This is a genomic window from Pseudoalteromonas sp. S327, from assembly GCF_005886415.1.
Lineage (GTDB): Bacteria > Pseudomonadota > Gammaproteobacteria > Enterobacterales > Alteromonadaceae > Pseudoalteromonas > Pseudoalteromonas atlantica.
This window is the reverse complement of sequence record NZ_PNDP01000027.1, coordinates 1-17,931: the sequence shown is the minus strand read 5'-3', so window position 1 is coordinate 17,931 and position 17,931 is coordinate 1. Positions and strand designations below refer to the sequence as shown.

Sequence of the window (17,931 nt, the reverse complement as noted above, 5' to 3'; positions counted from 1 at the left end):
TTTAAATTACTCGCAACCGGCTTTAGCGAGTACATGTGCAACGGCTTTTTTATACACATCGCCTTCTTCATCAGCGCAGGTTACAACCGATGATAAGTCGTGCAAGTGGCCGTTCTCTAATCCATATACCCAACCATGAATTGTGAGCTCTTGCCCTTTATCCCATGCATCTTGAACTATGTTTGTTCTGCACACGTTGCGTACTTGCTCAATAACGTTTAGCTCTATTAAGCGGCTTAAACGCTGTTGCTCATCCATTGCATTAAGCTGCTCTAAGTGTTTTTCTTTTACATCGCCAACATGGCGTAACCAATTATCAATAAAACCAAATTTGGCGTTATTTAATACCGCTTGTACACCGCCACAGCCATAGTGGCCAACCACCATAATATGTTTTACTTTAAGCACCTCTACCGCGTATTGCATTACCGATAAACAGTTATGGTCAGTATGTACCACCACATTAGCTACATTACGGTGTACAAATAATTCACCCGGCAGTAAATCAACAATTTGGTTGGCAGGAACACGGGAGTCTGAGCAGCCAATCCACAAGTACTCTGGGTTTTGTTGCATTGATAATATTTTAAAAAACTCAGGGTTGGCTTCGGTTGTACGTGCAGCCCAACGTTTGTTGTTTTCGAATAAATTTTTTAGCTTTCTCATTGCATCTCTTATTTAGGACGGGATAGAAATTACACCCCAGAAAAGACAAATAATGAGCGCCTTTTTAGTTGGTGTTTGCAAGAATTAAAATATTGCGAGGAGTTAATTGTTTCTCACAAAAGGTGGTAACTGAAACGTGATAACCTTGCTGTTGCAAATATAAAGCACGATCGAGCACAAGCCAAACTTCTATTGCTCTTCTAAACACATGTCGAACCAGTTCGATTCGCTCTGTTACTTTTTTACGCGCCTTACCAATTAATAAAAACTTATCGTAATCAGTATCTTGAGGGATACTTATAGACTTTTTATCCCCCGCCCAAGCGCAAAACTGTGCAAACGTATCAGAGAACACGGCTTTGTTAACTGAAGGCACACTCACGTAATAATGTTCATGAGTGAGTGACTTTCGAAGTGCGTCAAACCCTAAGCGCCATTCCACCTCAGTTTTTCGTATTTTAGCTACACGTGAAGGGGCTGTAACTGTTTCTTGCAGCGCCAATTTTAAATCGCGGTGCGTTAAATTAAGCTTACTAGCAAGGGCAAGCTCACTCATTGCCTGATAACGACTATCGGTAAATAAGTGATAACAGCACGGCGAAAAACTAATACGTTTTACCCTAGCGGCGCTGGCGTGTTGCATAAATGTTTGGTGCAGTGCGCCACATGCATGCAGTGCCACCGCATGTGTGTCGGTATTAAAAAAATGGCGAGTTTCATCTTCAAGTACATTAGCTTGGCTAAATTTCATCGCTAAACCTTGCTTGCGTGCACTGTGCTCTCCTTGCTCGCAAAGGTGCCCTTGTAGCTCAACACTGTGTACGCTTTGCGCGCCGTTATAAGCAAGCATTCGGCCTAAATGCCCTTTACCTGCGCACCATTCAAGTACAGGCTGTGTATTACTCGTTAATGCTGAAACAAAGTCTTGCAGTTGCTCAAACTTACGCCCTTTAATACCGTTACTTATCCAAAACGGGTATTCACTACGTTGCTGCTGGCTTTTTGGTAAATTACACAGCTCAGGTAGCTGCTCTACCCCGGCGATAAATGGGCTAAAAAATTGATAAAGCTGTTGCTGATCGTTATCAAGCCTTGCGACATCTGCATCTGATAAGTTATTTAACGCCGCTTGTAGCTCAGGCCACGGTAATTCATCAAAATCAAATGCTGTACATTGCCAATATTCGCGGGTATTCATTAGCACTGCATCGAGTGCTGCAAACTGCTCAGCTAGGTTCATAACAACTTAAAATAGTAAAAAGACGTTTAATTATACCAGTTGCGCAGAGCAGCATTAAGCGGTTATTTTTTTCCAAGTATTAAACGCAAATAAAGGGGGATCGAAATAATACTCACAATAAAGGCGGCTATTAGCATCCACGACAGTTGTAATCGCTCTGGCTCTTGGTATTTATAAACAAACCCAGCTTTGTGCTCGTCAAATTGCGTTTGCTTAATACCATAATAATCTGCAATTAAGCGCCACTTGGCCATCGACATATTCCCTAAATGGGTCGTAGGCGGCATTATGTAGTCTTTCAATACTTCGGCTTCATAGGCTAGCTGATGAAAACTTTTGTTTGGCGCATACACTTGCTGAGTAATTGCAATGGCTTCATCCATATTCATCATCGCATAGCGCCAACCTTTTAAGCTCGCTTGGTAAAACTTTTCGACCGTTTGCGGGTGCTTTTTAAGCATTGATTCGCTGGTAAATAACACATCACCATACACATCCATGCCATAGCGCTGTGGGCATATAAGGCGGTGCGATACCCCTTGCTGAGTCATAAAGTAAGGCTGAGTGGTGACATACACTTGCATTGCATCAAGTTTGTTTTCTTGCCACGCTTGTAGCGCAGGCTCATCGCCTTCGTATACTTCTAAGGTAGCAATATCAATACCGCTGCGTTTAAGCATAACTAGCAGCTCGGTACTGTCTTTTTTACTCACTTCGGTAATACGTTTAGCGGTAAAATCGCGAGGATGAAAAATATCAGAGCTGTCTTTTACCATCCAACAGTACGGGGAAAACTGTAAAATAGCCGCCATTGCTACAAACGGTTGGCCGTTTACTCTTTGTTGTAAAATACCCGAATGCGCTACGCCAAACTGGGCTTCTCCACTTGCTACAGGCGTGAAAGTGTCAGGCATTTTAGGATTGGCTTCGCGTATGGTTACATCAAGTCCGGCGTCTTTGTAGTAGCCTTTTTGCTGAGCCATGTAATAGCCGGCGAACTGAAACTGGTGGGTCCATTTTAGTTGTAAAGTGACTGATTCTTGAGCCATTAGTTGGCTGCAAAAAAGCAAAATTACAAATATTAATCCTTTAATAAGCAACTGGGTGTTCCAAATAGTAGTCATTAGCTGTAACTATATTTAAAACACACGATAAAGCAAGCATGCAAACGTGCATACTTGCTTATAAAAACCCTAAGCTGAGGCTAAATTGTCAACGTTTGGGCTTTGTGGCTGAGAGGTTAAAAACTGCGTAAAACACGGGTTATGTGTTTCATCTTGTACACTGTAACCTAAGCGATTTAAGTGCTCGTTAAACATATCAAATTGGCTTGGCTCAATAGCAAAGCCCGCCAGTACATTTCCGATAGACCCCCCATGATTGCGATAATGAAATAAAGTAATATTCCAATTGCTACCTAGGGTATCTAAAAAGCGCGCAAGGGCTCCTGGGTATTCCGGAAATTCAAACCGTAATAACCTTTCGTGTAACTGCTCCGGTGCTTTACCCCCTACCATATAACGTACGTGTAATTTAGCGAGTTCGTTATCTGATAAATCGTAAAATTGGTAGTCGTTGTTAGTTAGGTCTTGTTTTAGCTCGTTGAGTTCTTGCTCACCCTGGCGCAGGGCAATACCTACAAATATTTGCGCTTCACCTGGTCCTGCATAACGGTAGTTAAACTCAGTAATAGCCCGACCACCTAAAGAGGTGCAAAACTGCTTAAAGCTGCCTTTTTCTTCTTTAATGGTCACCGCAAGTAGCGCTTCGTTTTTTTCACCTAGCGCAGTACGCTCAGCCACATAACGTAAGCGATCAAAGTTTAAGTTAGCACCCGAAAGCACCGCTGCTAAATGCAGCCCTTTTAAGCCCGATTGCTGGCTCCACTTTTTAAGCCCTGCGGTTGCAAGTGCACCTGAGGGCTCTGAAATCGCGCGAGTAGAGACAAAAATATCTTGCATGGCGGCACAAATTTCATCGCCACTGACAGTTACAACTTCATCGCAAAATTTTTGCGCTAAGCGAAATGTTTCGCTGCCAATAACTTTAACCGCTACGCCATCGGCAAAACTGCCAACACGGTCAAGCTCAACAGGCTCGCCCGCTTTAAGCGCGGCTTGTAAACATGCACTTTCGTCAGCTTCTACGCCAATGACTTTTATATCAGGGCGTAATGATTTGATATAAACCGCCATACCAGCAAGTAAGCCACCACCGCCAACAGGGATAAATACCGCATCAAGCTCGTTGAGTTGCTGCATAAGCTCGCGAGCCACTGTGCCTTGCCCCACAATTACGTCAGGGTCATCAAAAGGCGGTACAAATACGCCATTGCGTTGCTCTGTTAGTTCAAGTGCATGTGCTTTTGCAGCATCAAAATGATGGCCATGTAAAACCACTTCACCGCCCAGCGCACGTACCGCACTTACTTTTATTTCAGGCGTGGTAACTGGCATAACAATAGTGGCTTTATGGCCAAGATGTGAAGCACTAAGCGCCACACCTTGTGCATGGTTACCCGCAGATGCCGTAATAACAACAGACCCTTTTGGTAACTTGTTTAATTTATTATAAGCACCGCGTAACTTAAACGAATACACGGGCTGTTGATCTTCACGCTTTAACCAAACATGGTTGCCTAATTTATCACTGAGGTCGCGCATTTCGCTGACCTCAGTTACTTTAGCTAGCGGTTCCATATTGGCCTGAATAATAGCGCGAAAATAATCGAGCTCTTGAGAAACCATAATTAGCTAAGCTCCTCCAGTTTGGCTAAATCACGTACTGCGCCCTTATCGGCACTGGTTGCAAGTAATGCATACGCTTTTAATGCCGACGATACATAGCGGTCACGATCAAGCGGCTTATACGCTTGCTTACCACGCGCTAATTGCTTTTGTTTACGTGCTTCTAGCTCTTCATCACTTAATGCAAGGGTGATTTCACGTGTTGCGATATCAATGATAATTTTGTCGCCATTTTCAACATACGCAATAGCACCGCCACTTGCCGCCTCTGGCGATACGTGGCCGATTGATAAACCAGAGGTGCCGCCCGAGAAACGACCATCGGTGATCAAGGCACATTTTTCAGCAAGGCCTTTTGATTTTAAGTAGCTCGTTGGGTAAAGCATTTCTTGCATACCTGGGCCGCCTTTAGGGCCTTCGTAGCGAATAACCACAACATCACCGGCTTTTACTTCGTCGTTTAAAATACCTTCTACTGAATCATCTTGTGATTCGTACACCACGGCGGTGCCTTCAAAATGCAGCATTTCGTCCACTACGCCTGCGCTTTTAACAATACAGCCATCAACCGCTAAGTTACCTGAAAGCACAGCTAAGCCACCATCTTGTCTAAAGGCATGCTCAACACTACGGATACAACCATGCTCTCGGTCGTTATCGCCTTCATCCCAACGGCACTCTTGGCTCATTGCTTTTGTAGTACGAATACCGGCAGGGCCTGCACGGTAAAACTTTTGTGCTGCTTCGTTTGTAGGATCTGTCGCATCCCACTTTTTAACAAGCTCACCCATCGTCATACCCGCTACGTGGTTTACCGATAAATCAACTAAACCTGCTTTACCTAGCTCACGTACAATTGCCATCATGCCACCAGCGCGATGCACATCTTCTATGTGGTACTCAGGTGTAGCTGGGGCTACTTTACATAAAAATGGGGTTTTACGAGAAAGCTCATCAATGTGCGACATATCAAAATCTACACCAGCTTCTTGTGCTGCTGCTAATAAATGCAATACGGTATTAGATGAACCACCCATGGCAATATCAACCACCATAGAGTTCATAAAGGCTGTTTTATTTGCAATTGCACGCGGTAACACGTCGTGGTTGTCTTTTTGGTAGTACTCGCGGCACAAGTCAACAATGCGAGCGCCGGCTTCTACATACAGTTGCTTACGATCTTTATGAGTTGCAAGTGTTGTTCCGTTACCCGGTAGTGCAAGGCCAATAGCCTCTAATAAACAGTTCATTGAGTTGGCAGTAAACATACCCGAACACGAGCCACAGGTAGGACACGCAGAGCGCTCTACTTGCTCTGAATCAGCATCACTTACTGTTTCATCAGCGCCTTTTACCATGGCATCAACTAAATCTAGTTTAATATCGATGTTAGCAAGTTTGGTTTTACCCGCTTCCATTGGCCCGCCCGATACAAAAATAACCGGTATATTTAAACGTAGCGCTGCAAGCATCATCCCTGGGGTGATTTTGTCACAGTTAGAAATACAGATCATCGCATCAGCGCAGTGGCCGTTAACCATGTACTCAACAGAGTCTGCAATTAAGTCGCGAGAAGGCAGTGAGTAAAGCATACCACCGTGGCCCATTGCGATACCGTCATCAATTGCGATGGTGTTGAATTCTTTTGGTACGCCGCCCGCTTGCGTGATTGTTTCAGCCATTAGCTCACTAAGCTGATTAAGGTGTACATGCCCTGGTACAAATTGCGTAAACGAGTTAACTACAGCAATAATAGGTTTACCAAAGTCGGTGTCGGTCATGCCTGTTGCGCGCCATAATGCACGTGCGCCTGCGCGTTTACGTCCTTCAGTTGTTGTTGCACTTCTTAATTTAGCCATAGTTACCTCTGTTTTGCCGCTGTGTAAGCGGGCATTCCTCATTCTAAAAATTGTTGAGTTACTGATGGTCATATTCAGTAACGCGTAAATGTGTTTCGTTAGCAGTTACACTGCTTGTTGCTGTAAATTTTCTAAGCTGATTTCTTTAACGTCCACCAACTTATTTAGCTGGCTGGTTAATAGATGAATAGGCTTATCGCTATCGACCGTTATTGCTATCGTATATTGAGCTTCATCGGTATTAAGCTGAAAATGCGTAAGGTCAAAACCACGGTGACGTACAACACGTAAAAAGCGCTCCACCGCAATACTTTGGTTTTTCAATGCAATAGTTAAGCTGTGTTTCATTGTGCTTTCTCCGTAATCATTTCGTCATTTGCAGCCCCTGGTGGTACAAGCGGCCATACGTTTTCTTTATCATCTATACAGGCATGTAAAATATACGGCCCTTCGCTGTTTACCAGTGCAGTGATTGCATCGTCTACTTCGTTGGCTTTAGTAATAGTTTGCCCAGGAATACCAAATACCGCCGCTAACTGAACAAAGTCAGGGTTATCTGAAAGATTGGTTTCAGAGTAACGCCCTTCAAAAAACAGTTCCTGCCATTGACGAACCATACCTAAGCGTTGGTTATCTAATATTAGTATTTTTACTGGTAAATTGTTACGACGTATAGTGGCAAGCTCTTGAATGTTCATCATGATTGAGCCATCACCCGACACCGTTATTACAAAATCGTCTGGGCGTGCTACTTGTGCGCCAATAGCCGCCGGTAAACCAAAGCCCATAGTGCCTGCGCCACCACTACTTAAGTGATTACTTGGGTGGTTAAATTTCATATGTTGCGCCACCCACATTTGGTGCTGGCCTACATCGCAGCACACTACGCCTGTTTTTGGCATACGCTGGCTTAACTGGTTCAATAAATACGGAGCAAATACTTTTTCGCCTGGGTAGTCATAACGCCACGCGTGTTTTTCGCTCATGAGCTTATTTGTATCGCACCATGCTTTAGGTGTTACAACACACTCAAGTGCGGGTAATGAGGTTTTTAGATCAGCAATTAAGGACGCTTTAGCAGGTTTGCGTTTACCTACTTCGGCCGCGTCAATGTCTAAGTGAATTACTTTTGCTTTAGCTGCAAATTTGGCTAAGTTACCCGTTACGCGGTCATCAAAGCGCGCACCTATACATACAAGTACATCACACTCTTGTACTGCTATGTTAGCCGCTTGTGTGCCGTGCATGCCTAGCATTCCTAAGTAGTGCTCGTAATCTGGTAACACACTGCCTAGCGCTTTTAATGTTGATACCGCTGGCATTTGTGTTTTATTTAAAAACTGCATTAACTCATTTTGCGCATCGGCGGCTTGCACGCCACCACCTACATACGCTACTGGCTGTTTTGCTTCAGTTAATAACTGGTTTGCAATGGCCACTTGGTTCAAATCAAGCTGTGGTAAATACTCATCAGCAGCTAACCAAGGTTTAAAAGGCACTTGCGCCATTTGAATATCTTTTGGAATATCTACAAGCACAGGGCCTGGGCGACCACTTTGAGCTAAGTGCATGGCTTCTTGTAATATTTCAGCTAAGTCTTCTGGGCGCTCTACCATGTAGCTATGTTTAGTACACGACAGTGACATACCTAGTACATCGACTTCTTGAAATGCATCTGAGCCAATAGCGGCAGTCGGTACTTGACCTGTAATTGCTAATAATGGCACTGAGTCCATCATTGCATCGGCAAGAGCTGTTATTAAGTTAGTAGCGCCTGGGCCTGAGGTAGCAAAACAAACGCCTAATTTGCCTGTGCTGCGAGCATAACCCACTGCGGCAAAGCCAGCACCTTGCTCGTGGCGAGTAAGGTAATGCTTTACAGGCGCGCCATACAGCGCATCGTAAATGGGCATAATAGCTCCGCCAGGGTAGCCAAATACTTCATTTACGCCGTGCTTGGCTAATAAATCGATTGTTAGTTCTGCGCCTGTCATTAATTAATCCTCATTCCTCAGTGACAACCCAATTACCTACTTACTTAAAAAACTTATAGCTAATACCAATCCGCAATAATACTTAATTATTTTTAGGGGGCTAAAAGTGTCGCTATCTGCGTTAAAAAATTCTCATTTAGAACAACTAAATAGCGAATTTTTTGCCTAGCTATCAACACGTTTATCTATCCTCAAAATAGATCACTTAATTAAGCGAATTGGTATAAAATTTTTAAAACTTTGTGCTTAAAACTAAAAAGCCCTCCGAACGGTTAGGTGCGGAGGGCTTTTTAATGCTTAAGTTTATAGCACTACGAAGCCCTCGCGGGAATAATCACCACGATAATAATCAGGACTAGGTTAAGTGCATTTGTAAGCATGTAATTAATACCAAAATGTGTTCATTTGTTACGAAGTAATACTCTTCGCTCTGTATATGTATTTGTACCGCGCTGAGGCGAGTAAGTCAACACCAAACTTAATTCAACAAAAGAGCAAAAAGCGACTTCAAACGGATTTTAAATTCACAAAAAAAGGCTTAAATGAAAAATCTATACCTTAATTTGCATCAAGTAAATTCACTAGCCACATAATAGCCATATAGGGCTTGATTAATTTTTGATACATTGTAGTACAAATAACAGCGCAGCACGGTAAATAGCTTAAAACTTTGCTAATTAGGCAGGTTTACTCCGCGAGCCCTATTACGCACCACTCAATTACATTCACCCAATTTAAACAAGGTGCCCTAGTGCAACTAAATTCATAAGCGTATTTAAAAGTGTTTAATATAACCAAATAGGTTTATTAAAGCGCTTTAATTTAAGCTAGTATTTAGGCAACTCAATTAGATTTAAGGACAAACCATGCAAGCCCTCACTCGAATTAGTCAGTTTTTTATACTGGCACTTTTTATAGCAACTAGTTTTAATAGTGTCGCAGCGCCGGCATTATTTAAAGTAGAAAAAAACGGTACTAGCTCTTACTTGTTTGGCACGGTTCACGTAGGCGACGCCAGCATGAAAGGCTTACCAGAAAAAGTAACTAAGGCTATAGATCAAAGCGAGCAAGTTGTTGTTGAAGTAGATATTAGTAAACTCACGCCTTTGCAAATGCAGCAGCGTTCAATGCCCTTTATGATGCTTAAAGATGGCAAAACATTACAAACAGAACTCTCAAAACAAAACTACAATAAGCTTAAAGACTACTTTGCTAAAAAATCGATTGATATAGCTATGTTTAATGGCCTCAAACCTTGGGCTGTAATGGTAACCATGATGCAGATTGAATTTCAAAATGCAGGGTTTTCTGACCAAACAGGCATAGACAAGCAAGTACTTGCTTACGCTAAAAAGCAAAATATCACGATTGGAGAGTTAGAAACGCTAGAGCAGCAACTACAAATGTTTGATGGCATGGCTTTGCTTAGTAATGAAATGATTGAAGAAACGTTTGAACAGCTTGCCGATATTAATACTTATTTTATTAAGTTAGTAAACGCCTGGAAAAATGGTGATATGGATACGCTGACTGAATACTACAACATGAGTTTTGACGAGAGTAACTACGGTGAAATAAGCGAGCAAGTTATGCTAGTTAATCGTAATAATAAATGGGTGGAGCAATTAGTGCCTCGCTTAACAAACGAAAAGCTATTTATTGCTGTAGGCGCGCTGCACTTACCAGAGCAGCATGGTTTAATTAAACAGTTAACTGATGCAGGCTTTACCATTACTCGCCTATAACGTGGCGTTAAAGGTTGGGCATATTCAGCCCAGCCTTTAATTAAAATCTTCCATTTTTAAGTAATGCTCAATCCCTTTAATTTTGTCTGCCGCATGGTGATTTACATAAATTACAGTGCTGGTATTTGCGGCACAAATTTTCTCTATTAATATTAGTACTCGCTGTCTATTTGCTTCATCAAGCCCCAAACAAGGTTCATCTAAAATAAGTAACGTGGGGTGTTTTACCATAGCACGCACTATTAATAGCATGCGCTGATCGCCGTATGAAAGTTGCGTAAATGAGCTATTTTGTTTATCGCCTAACCCAATCAGCGCTAACCATTGCTTAGCTGTATTTACTTGTGACTCTGTTGGCTTTTGATATAAACCAATGCTGTCGTAAAACCCAGAAATAACTGTATTCAATGCCGATATACTTACTCGATAATCCATATGCAGTGCATTTGATATATAGCCAATATGCTGTTTTATATCCCAAATACTTTCACCACTTCCGCGTTTAAAACCAAATACCTGAATATCATTGCTGTAGCATTGAGGGTTATCGCCAGTGATTAACTTTAATAAGCAGGTTTTACCTGAGCCATTTTTACCACTCAATTGCCAGTGTTGATGTTTATTAATTTGCCAATTGAGATTTTTAAATACATCAACCCCAGCGTAGCTAACCTTTGTATTACTAAGCTTAACCAATGTATCGGCGGTATATTCTGCACGGCCTTGGGAGTCATCCGGTTGAGGTATTTCTAAAGCGGTATGGGTTAAATGCAGTAGTTTAAGCAAGTCAGCACGCTGCTCTGCGTTTGGATTATTAAGTACATGCTGCAACTGCCCCTGATTTACATAAGCGTAATGAGTAATAAACGGCGGGATTTCATCAAGCCTATTTAACACAAACACAAAGTTAATTGTTGAGCTAAGTGTTTCTAATAAAGTGTTTAGCACCTCACACGAATGTTTATCTAAGCCATCATATGGCTCATCTAGTACCACTAAATCAGCATGACTACTTAGCGCATTTATAAGTAGGAGTTTACGGGTTTCGCCGGTAGAGAGATCTCTAAAATGCCTATCTAAAAGGGCGCTGTAATTAAAGGCATCTATTAGTTTTGTACGTAACTCATGGTTGTAGCTACTATTTTGAGGGAAGATAAAATCTTTTACTAAGCTGTGATGTTCATGCTCAATTTCATTTTTGATTAACTGCTTTTGCACATCAGATGACACAAGCTGCGTGCTATTAAAGGTACTTTTAAAAGTACCACTTTGCTGCTTAGCTTCACCCGTTAATGCGGCGCTCAATACCGATTTACCTGCGCCATTAGCGCCTAATAAGAGCCAGTGCTCACCAGCATTCACTTGCCAACTTAAGTCATTAATTGTGTAACGGCTTTTACCATGCCCTTTTAAATAACCACTAAATTGTTCAAATACAATACTTTGCACAATACTGCCTTCACCATAAGCTAAATGAACAACTTAACGTATAGTAAATTGCTTTAGCAAGCGTATTTAATTGCGTATTAATTTATTTCATTAGCTATGCATACATTTACCAACGCATCAGCCACTGCCTGCTTACTTATGGGCTTATGAATATGCTCACTCGCGCCATATTCATAAATTAAGTCCATGTCTTCGGCTGAGGTATTTGCTGTAACAACGATTATGGGCATGGTTTTATTTAGCTCTTTGCGTATTTTTTTAGTCGCTTCAAAGCCATCCATGACCGGCATGTTTAAATCCATAAACACCACATCATAGTCAGCCTTACATACCTTTTCGCAGGCTTCTAGGCCATTTACAACGCATTCATAGTCCACACCTAACGTTGCCAAAATACGTGTGAGTAACAAGGTGTTTAATTCGTTGTCTTCAACCACAAGGCAAAAAAGCTTTTTTTCGACTTCTCTTTCTGTTTGCTGATTCGTAATTTCAATCGGCAAGTTAAGCGTAACATGAGCGCCACTCGCTGCGTTGTTTTTAAATGAAAGCGAACCATGCAGCGCTTTAACAACATACTGCGCCCGTGTTAATCCCGTTCTTAGGCCTTGAAAGTGGTTAGTTTGTTTAAATGAGTCAAACTCTAGTTCTGTTATTTCGCTAGAAAAACCACACCCACTATCATTAACGGTTAATTGTAATTGCGAGTTTTGCATGTTTGCAGCAACTTCAACCTCGCCCTTGTCGGTAAACTTTATTGCATTGCTAATTAGCTCGGTTAATACATGCTGTAAGCGCTGATGATCTAACTTACAAAAACAATTAAGAGACTCATCAAAATGAGTGATTAATGTTAGCCCTTTTTGCTGCGCTGCATACTCATACGCCAACACCACTTTGTTTATGGATTCTAAAAGGTTTTCGTTTTTAAGAATTGGCGCCCACTTTCCTGTGCTTAGTGCTTGTAGGTCTTGTAGCTCATCAAGCATAGATAGAAGTCTAAGGGCGCAGTAGCTTGCTTGCGTTTTAATATTTTGCTGCTCGGCATTGATGGATAGCTCATCAATCGACGTAATTAATCCCTGTAACGGTGTTCTAAATTCGTGGCTTGCTCTGGCAATAAAGTGCTCTTTGTTTTGGCTCATTTGCGCTACAAAGTCCTTTTGTTTTTGAAGAGCTGTTAAGGTGCGTTCCACCTCTTTTTCCATCGGCATAAACACAAATCTTAGCTCAACGAGCAATAACACCATGGCGACTAACCAGCACAGCAATTCTAAATTAGACACGCGGTTAACTTTTTTTACTGCGTGTTGCTCAAATAAAGTAACCGCGCGGTCAAGCTTAGCTAGCAGGTTTTCTACATGTGCTACGTTGAGCACCTGTGTGTCTACCTCGCCTTTTTGATACAGCAGCCAGCTAGCTTGGGCAATAAATTCATTCACTTCGCTATCTAGATTAGCTGGCTCAGCAAAGTATAACTTTACTAATTCTGGCGTTAAATAACGGTAACTACTACCTTGCTTGGTAAGTAATACCTCATGAGCTGTTTTAAATTGTGCGAGAGAGTGTTCGAGGGAATTGGTATGGGTAGCAACATCGATTCGTGATGAAAGAAGTGCATTGCTATGCCAAGCAATTTTTTGCGAGAGCATGCGCTGCTTACCTGCCATATTAATAATTTTGGCATCGTACTTTTGTACAGAAAAGCCATACTGCAGCAACAATGCTGAGCCACTTATTAACAGAGCAATAGCAATAAGCGCCCATCGGTAACGCTGTCTTACATTGGCAATAATTTTAAACATACAAGGCCGCTTTTTTATTTTAAGTGTAGCCTATATATAGAAAACTCAACATCAGCTTTAGTAATTATATAAATAAAAAGCCCAGTAACATGACTGGGCTAAATGTATTAAGTGTGAGGCAAAAAGGGCAATACTTGCGACACTTTTGTAATTACCAGTTAGCGATTTTCTAATCGGTTGTAGTCAAACATACCAAATTCAACGCCGCGATACTCTTTAGCTACTTGGTGCATTATGTCGCTGTATTTCCAAAACTCTGGATGTGAGCGACGAATACCAAATTTTACTTTTATTGCAGCATAATCTGCTTCAATTTGCATCATAGGTAATAGCTGTGCAAATTCACCCACTTCATTTTGATCATTTAAATACCAAATAGCCGCAGGGTAATCACCAATAAAGCCTGGCACTAGGGTGGCGGTATCTTCATCATAAGCGCGCTGCCCATCTTCATTTAATAAGCTGGAAATATTGTAATGCGCGTTGTGATGAATAAGCGTATAAGCTTTATGTGAAGCATCGTCTTGCTTAACCAAAATATACGATAACTGCGGTAATAAATTTATAGCTTTAGCCGGCATATTGTTTAGTGCATTTAATGGCGTGGGTACTTTTGTGTAGTCGTAGTGCTCACTCAGTACTGGCGCTAAAGTTTGCTTAACTAACCCATACAGCTCGTGTTGTGGATCATCCGTTTTATATTCAATACCGCTAGGTTGGCTAAACTCTCGGTTGTTTTTAAAAAACTTAGATAAGCTTGGCGGAGACTTTCTATACCAGCTTTTTTTAATTTGATGGCGCTTCGCTTCAGGTAATAAAGCCAAAAAGTTTTGCTCACCCTCTAAACGTAAAAAGTCCATGTATAGGCGGGTCACTAATTGGTGGCCGATATTTCCGTATACATCAAAGCCTGCAACAAGTAAGTAATGAATACGCTCAAATAGCGCATAATCTAATACCCACATAGTTTTAGGCTCTTGACCAATAAAGCCTTTCACTACCGTGGCACTATCAAAATGGCGAAATATTGTAAGCGCTGCATTTTTGTTATGCCCTTCACCTTTCCACAATAGGTCGGTTGTTAAATGCTCTCCGTTTTTAAACATCTCGTTAGCCAGTTCAACTTTGGCTTGTAAGTATTTTTTCTCACGCACTGAGTATTTAACCCAGCTAGAGATAGGCAATGCATTGCTTTCTTCTGCTGCAGGTAATTCAAGGGCTTCTTCGTGCTGAAGCAACATATCTTCCACTGCTGGAGTCGCGACTTTTTCAGGGTCTGCAAAGGCAACCCAAAAATGATCGTTAATCACATTAAGTGCAATTTGGCCGCGGCATACAGGGCCCTTAATAAAGCCCATAATAATTAGCTCAGCTTCATCAAGCATAAATTGATACTTAGAATTAATAGGAATTACTTCAAACGTTTTAAAAGGATTAGATGCCGTCTCGCTCTTATAACTTGGCATTTTAGTAACCGTATAATCGGGAGCTATAAATTGCTCATAAATACGTGCAAGCTTTGCATCATCAAGCTTTAGCGGTAAATGTGTTTTTGATAAAACAGTTGAGCGGTCCTGTAGTAAACGGTAATACACACGGCTTACTTTAGGGTCATCGTATGGTCGGCGCGTATTAATTAACTTAATTTCTTCGCCTGGCGGCGTACTTGAACGAACCAGTTTAAAAAAGCTCTGTGGTTTATCAGAACCAAAATAAATATGGGCTAAAAACCAATGCTCGTAAATATAACGTGCGGCTAATTGGTATTTTAAGCTGTCTTGATTTAAAAACGCTTCCCAGTTTTTAACGTTTGTTAGCTCGGCTTTGGTGGGCGGTTTAATATGCGCCATTTTTCCACCGTCTTTAAGCCACTTTTGTAAATGATAAAACTCCTGGCTAGACACGCCCGGTAAACCGTAAGGCATACCGCCGTGAGGCTGCTCTGCAGCTAAACGATCGAATTCTCCCATAGTGGCGCATGTTTGAGAGCGGCTTAGTGAAAAGTCAAATTCGTCATCAAGAATTCCATTCTCTGGTAAGGGTGCACTTTGCTTAAGTACTAATGAATTAAATAACACCCCACCGGCAAGGTTTGCTTCTGGGTTTTGGTCACGTTCGTTAAGTACCGGAGTAAAGCCCTTTTTACGCCATTGCTCAGTGCTGGTTGCATCAAATAATAACCGGCTTGGTGTAGTGGCTAATAGCCGTGTACCATCATAAACAAGCTCTTTGCTTAGCCCTCTATCTATCCCTTCAGGGGAAGAAAGTTTTAGCTGACAAGGCGCATCATAACAGCCATGACATACTACACAGCGTGTATCTAGCACAGGTTTTACTTCTTGCAAAAACTCGGCACCAGCACCTGTATCATGCGGCACAATACGCTGCTGCGTTTGTTCATCACCAAATAAGTCGTTGTAGTGAGCATTGCCTAAATAAGCACACCCGCTGAGGATAATAAGGACGAATGTACTGATCAGAATTTTTTTCATTCTTCGTCCTCATCACCCAGGTCGAAGGTTGGCATCATATCCATTTGTGGAGAGACAAAAGTTTGGTTGTCGTGGGTATTTAACACCACACTTAACAGTGGCCCGTGGGTCAGCGTTATTTGTGCATCGTGCTCTTGGTTTAACAACGCATTAAATTCGCTGCTATGCGGCGCAAGCTCATACTCTTTTAAACTAATAGCGATACTGCTATCAGGTGCTGGGTTTTGGCATATCTGCGTCAGTAGCTCATCATCAAGAGCAAATGAAATGTCTAAATCGGGCTTTTCTACATCTCGCTCACTAAGCGACTCATTTAAAATAAATAACGGTAAGGTTAATTTACTATCTTGTTCAAATTCCATTGTGCTCTCTTGCTGACTGACGGTGTAATTACCCGCCATTATAGCAAAAAAGCACATAATTACTGCGCCTAAATAACCACACTAAAGTCTAAAATTTAGCCTTAAGCGCTGTTAATGACTAAGCTTTAATATCATCCATTGCCGATTCAATAATAGAAAATACAGCCCCTTGAGGGTCGCAAATAACACTAAAACGCCCTACATCAGGAATATCTGTAGCAGGTACAGACACTTGCCCTCCAAGAGTCGCCGCTTTTTTTACATAGCTATCGCAGTTATCCACGGCGAAGTAAATCATCCAATGGGGAGGTACGTCTAGTGGCCACTCATCAGTCATTTGTAGTATGCCTGCTACGGGCTTACCTGCAACTAAAAACAAGGTGTAATCCATACCTTCCATAGGCTTTGTTTCACTTTTCCACCCCAGTAGTTCACAGTAAAAATCACGGCTTGTTTCACTATCGCGCGTTGCCATTTCATGCCAATAAGGCGTGTTGAGCTCACAAGGACGCTTACATCCTATATGCTCTTTACCTTGCCACAATGCCACCGTGGCACCCGCGGGATCTTTAAGCATTAACATACGCCCTGCATCCATAACATTATGAGGGCCTGCTATAATTTGCGCACCGAGCTCTTGCGCCTTAATTGCACATGCATCAACATCATCTACGGCAATATAGGTAAGCCAGTAGCTAGGCGTAGAGGCCACTTGCTCTTTAGGCATTTGATACATGGCAGCAATATCGTCACCTTGCTTTTGTAGCATAGTGTAATACTCATCATCGCCAATGGGCTGATCGTCATTTCCCCACTCAAACAACGAGGTATAAAAAGCTTTCCCGTCTTGCCAATTATGAGTACACAGTTCAGCCCAGCAAAATATACCTTGCGGATAATTATTTTTATTATTCATCGCCCATTTCCTGTTGTAAATTTAAGCCATTTTTAGCTTAGGCTAATACCCTGTAAGTGTCGATAGTTATTCACTCAATAAACCTCCTTATACATCAGTGACCACTTCTACTCGGGCTTTGTAAAGCCAACCAAACAACATTACTTACGTTAACGTAAAGCAGCTAAAAGCTGATAGTTAAAAACTAATCACTTTTCTTCAGGCAATAAAAAAGCCACCGAAGTGACCTCTTTTTAGTATTAATTAGCTAGGCTAATTATTAATCTAGGATAGTTGCTACATAGCACCTACGCCTAAAGGTAATAGCGCCACCTTCACATGACGTAAATTTCAGGCATTAAAAAACCCGAGGCTAAGCTCGGGTTTTTATAGTATTAATTAACTTAAAAGTTAACTATTACTCTACGATAGTTGCTACAACACCAGCACCTACAGTACGGCCACCTTCACGGATAGCGAAACGAAGACCTTCGTCCATCGCGATTGGCGCGATTAGAGTTACTGTCATCTTAACGTTATCACCAGGCATTACCATTTCTACGCCTTCTGGTAACTGTACGTCACCTGTTACGTCAGTTGTACGGAAGTAGAACTGTGGACGGTAACCTTTGAAGAAAGGAGTATGACGACCACCTTCATCTTTAGAAAGTACGTATACT

14 protein-coding genes are annotated in these 17,931 nt (G+C 41.8%); 1 reads left to right on the top strand and 13 read right to left on the bottom strand.

Translation table 11 applies throughout. The features are described from left to right. Nucleotides 1–6: 6 nt before the first annotated feature. The 7 genes from can to ilvG all read right to left on the bottom strand — a co-directional run bounded on the left by can (nucleotide 7) and on the right by ilvG (nucleotide 8,506). Nucleotides 7–666, bottom strand: a complete 660-nt coding sequence (gene can, locus CWB60_RS08870) for a carbonate dehydratase (RefSeq protein ID WP_024032154.1) — start codon at nucleotides 664–666, stop codon at nucleotides 7–9. Between the two features lie 64 nt (nucleotides 667–730). Then, on the bottom strand, nucleotides 731–1,906 hold the full coding sequence (locus tag CWB60_RS08865) for a methyltransferase (RefSeq protein ID WP_138577673.1): 1,176 nt from the start codon (nucleotides 1,904–1,906) through the stop codon (nucleotides 731–733). Between the two features lie 62 nt (nucleotides 1,907–1,968). Continuing rightward, a complete protein-coding gene (locus CWB60_RS08860; RefSeq protein WP_039972499.1) occupies nucleotides 1,969–2,955 on the bottom strand; it encodes an ABC transporter substrate-binding protein in 987 nt (328 codons plus the stop codon). 144 nt (nucleotides 2,956–3,099) lie between these two features. Then, entirely contained in the window at nucleotides 3,100–4,653 is a 1,554-nt protein-coding gene (gene ilvA / locus CWB60_RS08855) for a threonine ammonia-lyase, biosynthetic (RefSeq protein WP_138577671.1), read from the bottom strand. A gap of 2 nt (nucleotides 4,654–4,655) precedes the next feature. After that, nucleotides 4,656–6,512 carry a dihydroxy-acid dehydratase gene (gene ilvD, locus CWB60_RS08850; protein WP_024032149.1) on the bottom strand — a complete coding sequence of 619 codons (1,857 nt, stop codon included), beginning with the start codon at nucleotides 6,510–6,512 and terminating at the stop codon, nucleotides 4,656–4,658. Between the two features lie 105 nt (nucleotides 6,513–6,617). Then, nucleotides 6,618–6,860, bottom strand: a complete 243-nt coding sequence (gene ilvM / locus CWB60_RS08845; RefSeq protein ID WP_138577669.1) for an acetolactate synthase 2 small subunit — start codon at nucleotides 6,858–6,860, stop codon at nucleotides 6,618–6,620. After that, a complete protein-coding gene (gene ilvG, locus CWB60_RS08840; RefSeq protein ID WP_004589294.1) occupies nucleotides 6,857–8,506 on the bottom strand; it encodes an acetolactate synthase 2 catalytic subunit in 1,650 nt (549 codons plus the stop codon). The genes ilvM and ilvG overlap by 4 nt, the downstream gene beginning before the upstream one ends. 866 nt (nucleotides 8,507–9,372) lie before the next feature. Between ilvG and CWB60_RS08835 the strand changes: the two genes are divergently transcribed. After that, a complete protein-coding gene (locus CWB60_RS08835; RefSeq protein ID WP_138577667.1) occupies nucleotides 9,373–10,251 on the top strand; it encodes a TraB/GumN family protein in 879 nt (292 codons plus the stop codon). Nucleotides 10,252–10,287: 36 nt separating this feature from the next. Here the strand turns inward: CWB60_RS08835 and CWB60_RS08830 are convergent, their stop codons facing one another. The 6 genes from CWB60_RS08830 to CWB60_RS08805 form a co-directional block, all read right to left on the bottom strand. Then, a complete protein-coding gene (locus CWB60_RS08830) occupies nucleotides 10,288–11,700 on the bottom strand; it encodes an ATP-binding cassette domain-containing protein (RefSeq protein WP_138577665.1) in 1,413 nt (470 codons plus the stop codon). A gap of 77 nt (nucleotides 11,701–11,777) precedes the next feature. Then, on the bottom strand, nucleotides 11,778–13,502 hold the full coding sequence (locus CWB60_RS08825; RefSeq protein WP_138577663.1) for a response regulator: 1,725 nt from the start codon (nucleotides 13,500–13,502) through the stop codon (nucleotides 11,778–11,780). Nucleotides 13,503–13,660: 158 nt separating this feature from the next. After that, nucleotides 13,661–15,994 (bottom strand): fatty acid cis/trans isomerase, encoded by a 2,334-nt coding sequence (locus CWB60_RS08820; RefSeq protein WP_138577661.1) that lies wholly within the window; start codon nucleotides 15,992–15,994, stop codon nucleotides 13,661–13,663. Next, nucleotides 15,991–16,356, bottom strand: coding sequence for a hypothetical protein (locus tag CWB60_RS08815; protein WP_029774302.1), 366 nt, complete (start codon nucleotides 16,354–16,356; stop codon nucleotides 15,991–15,993). The genes CWB60_RS08820 and CWB60_RS08815 overlap by 4 nt, the downstream gene beginning before the upstream one ends. 118 nt (nucleotides 16,357–16,474) lie before the next feature. Then, a complete protein-coding gene (locus tag CWB60_RS08810) occupies nucleotides 16,475–17,272 on the bottom strand; it encodes a VOC family protein (RefSeq protein WP_138577659.1) in 798 nt (265 codons plus the stop codon). A gap of 397 nt (nucleotides 17,273–17,669) precedes the next feature. Beyond that, nucleotides 17,670–17,931: elongation factor Tu (locus tag CWB60_RS08805; protein WP_502704738.1), on the bottom strand; the 262-nt coding region annotated here is incomplete at its 5' end.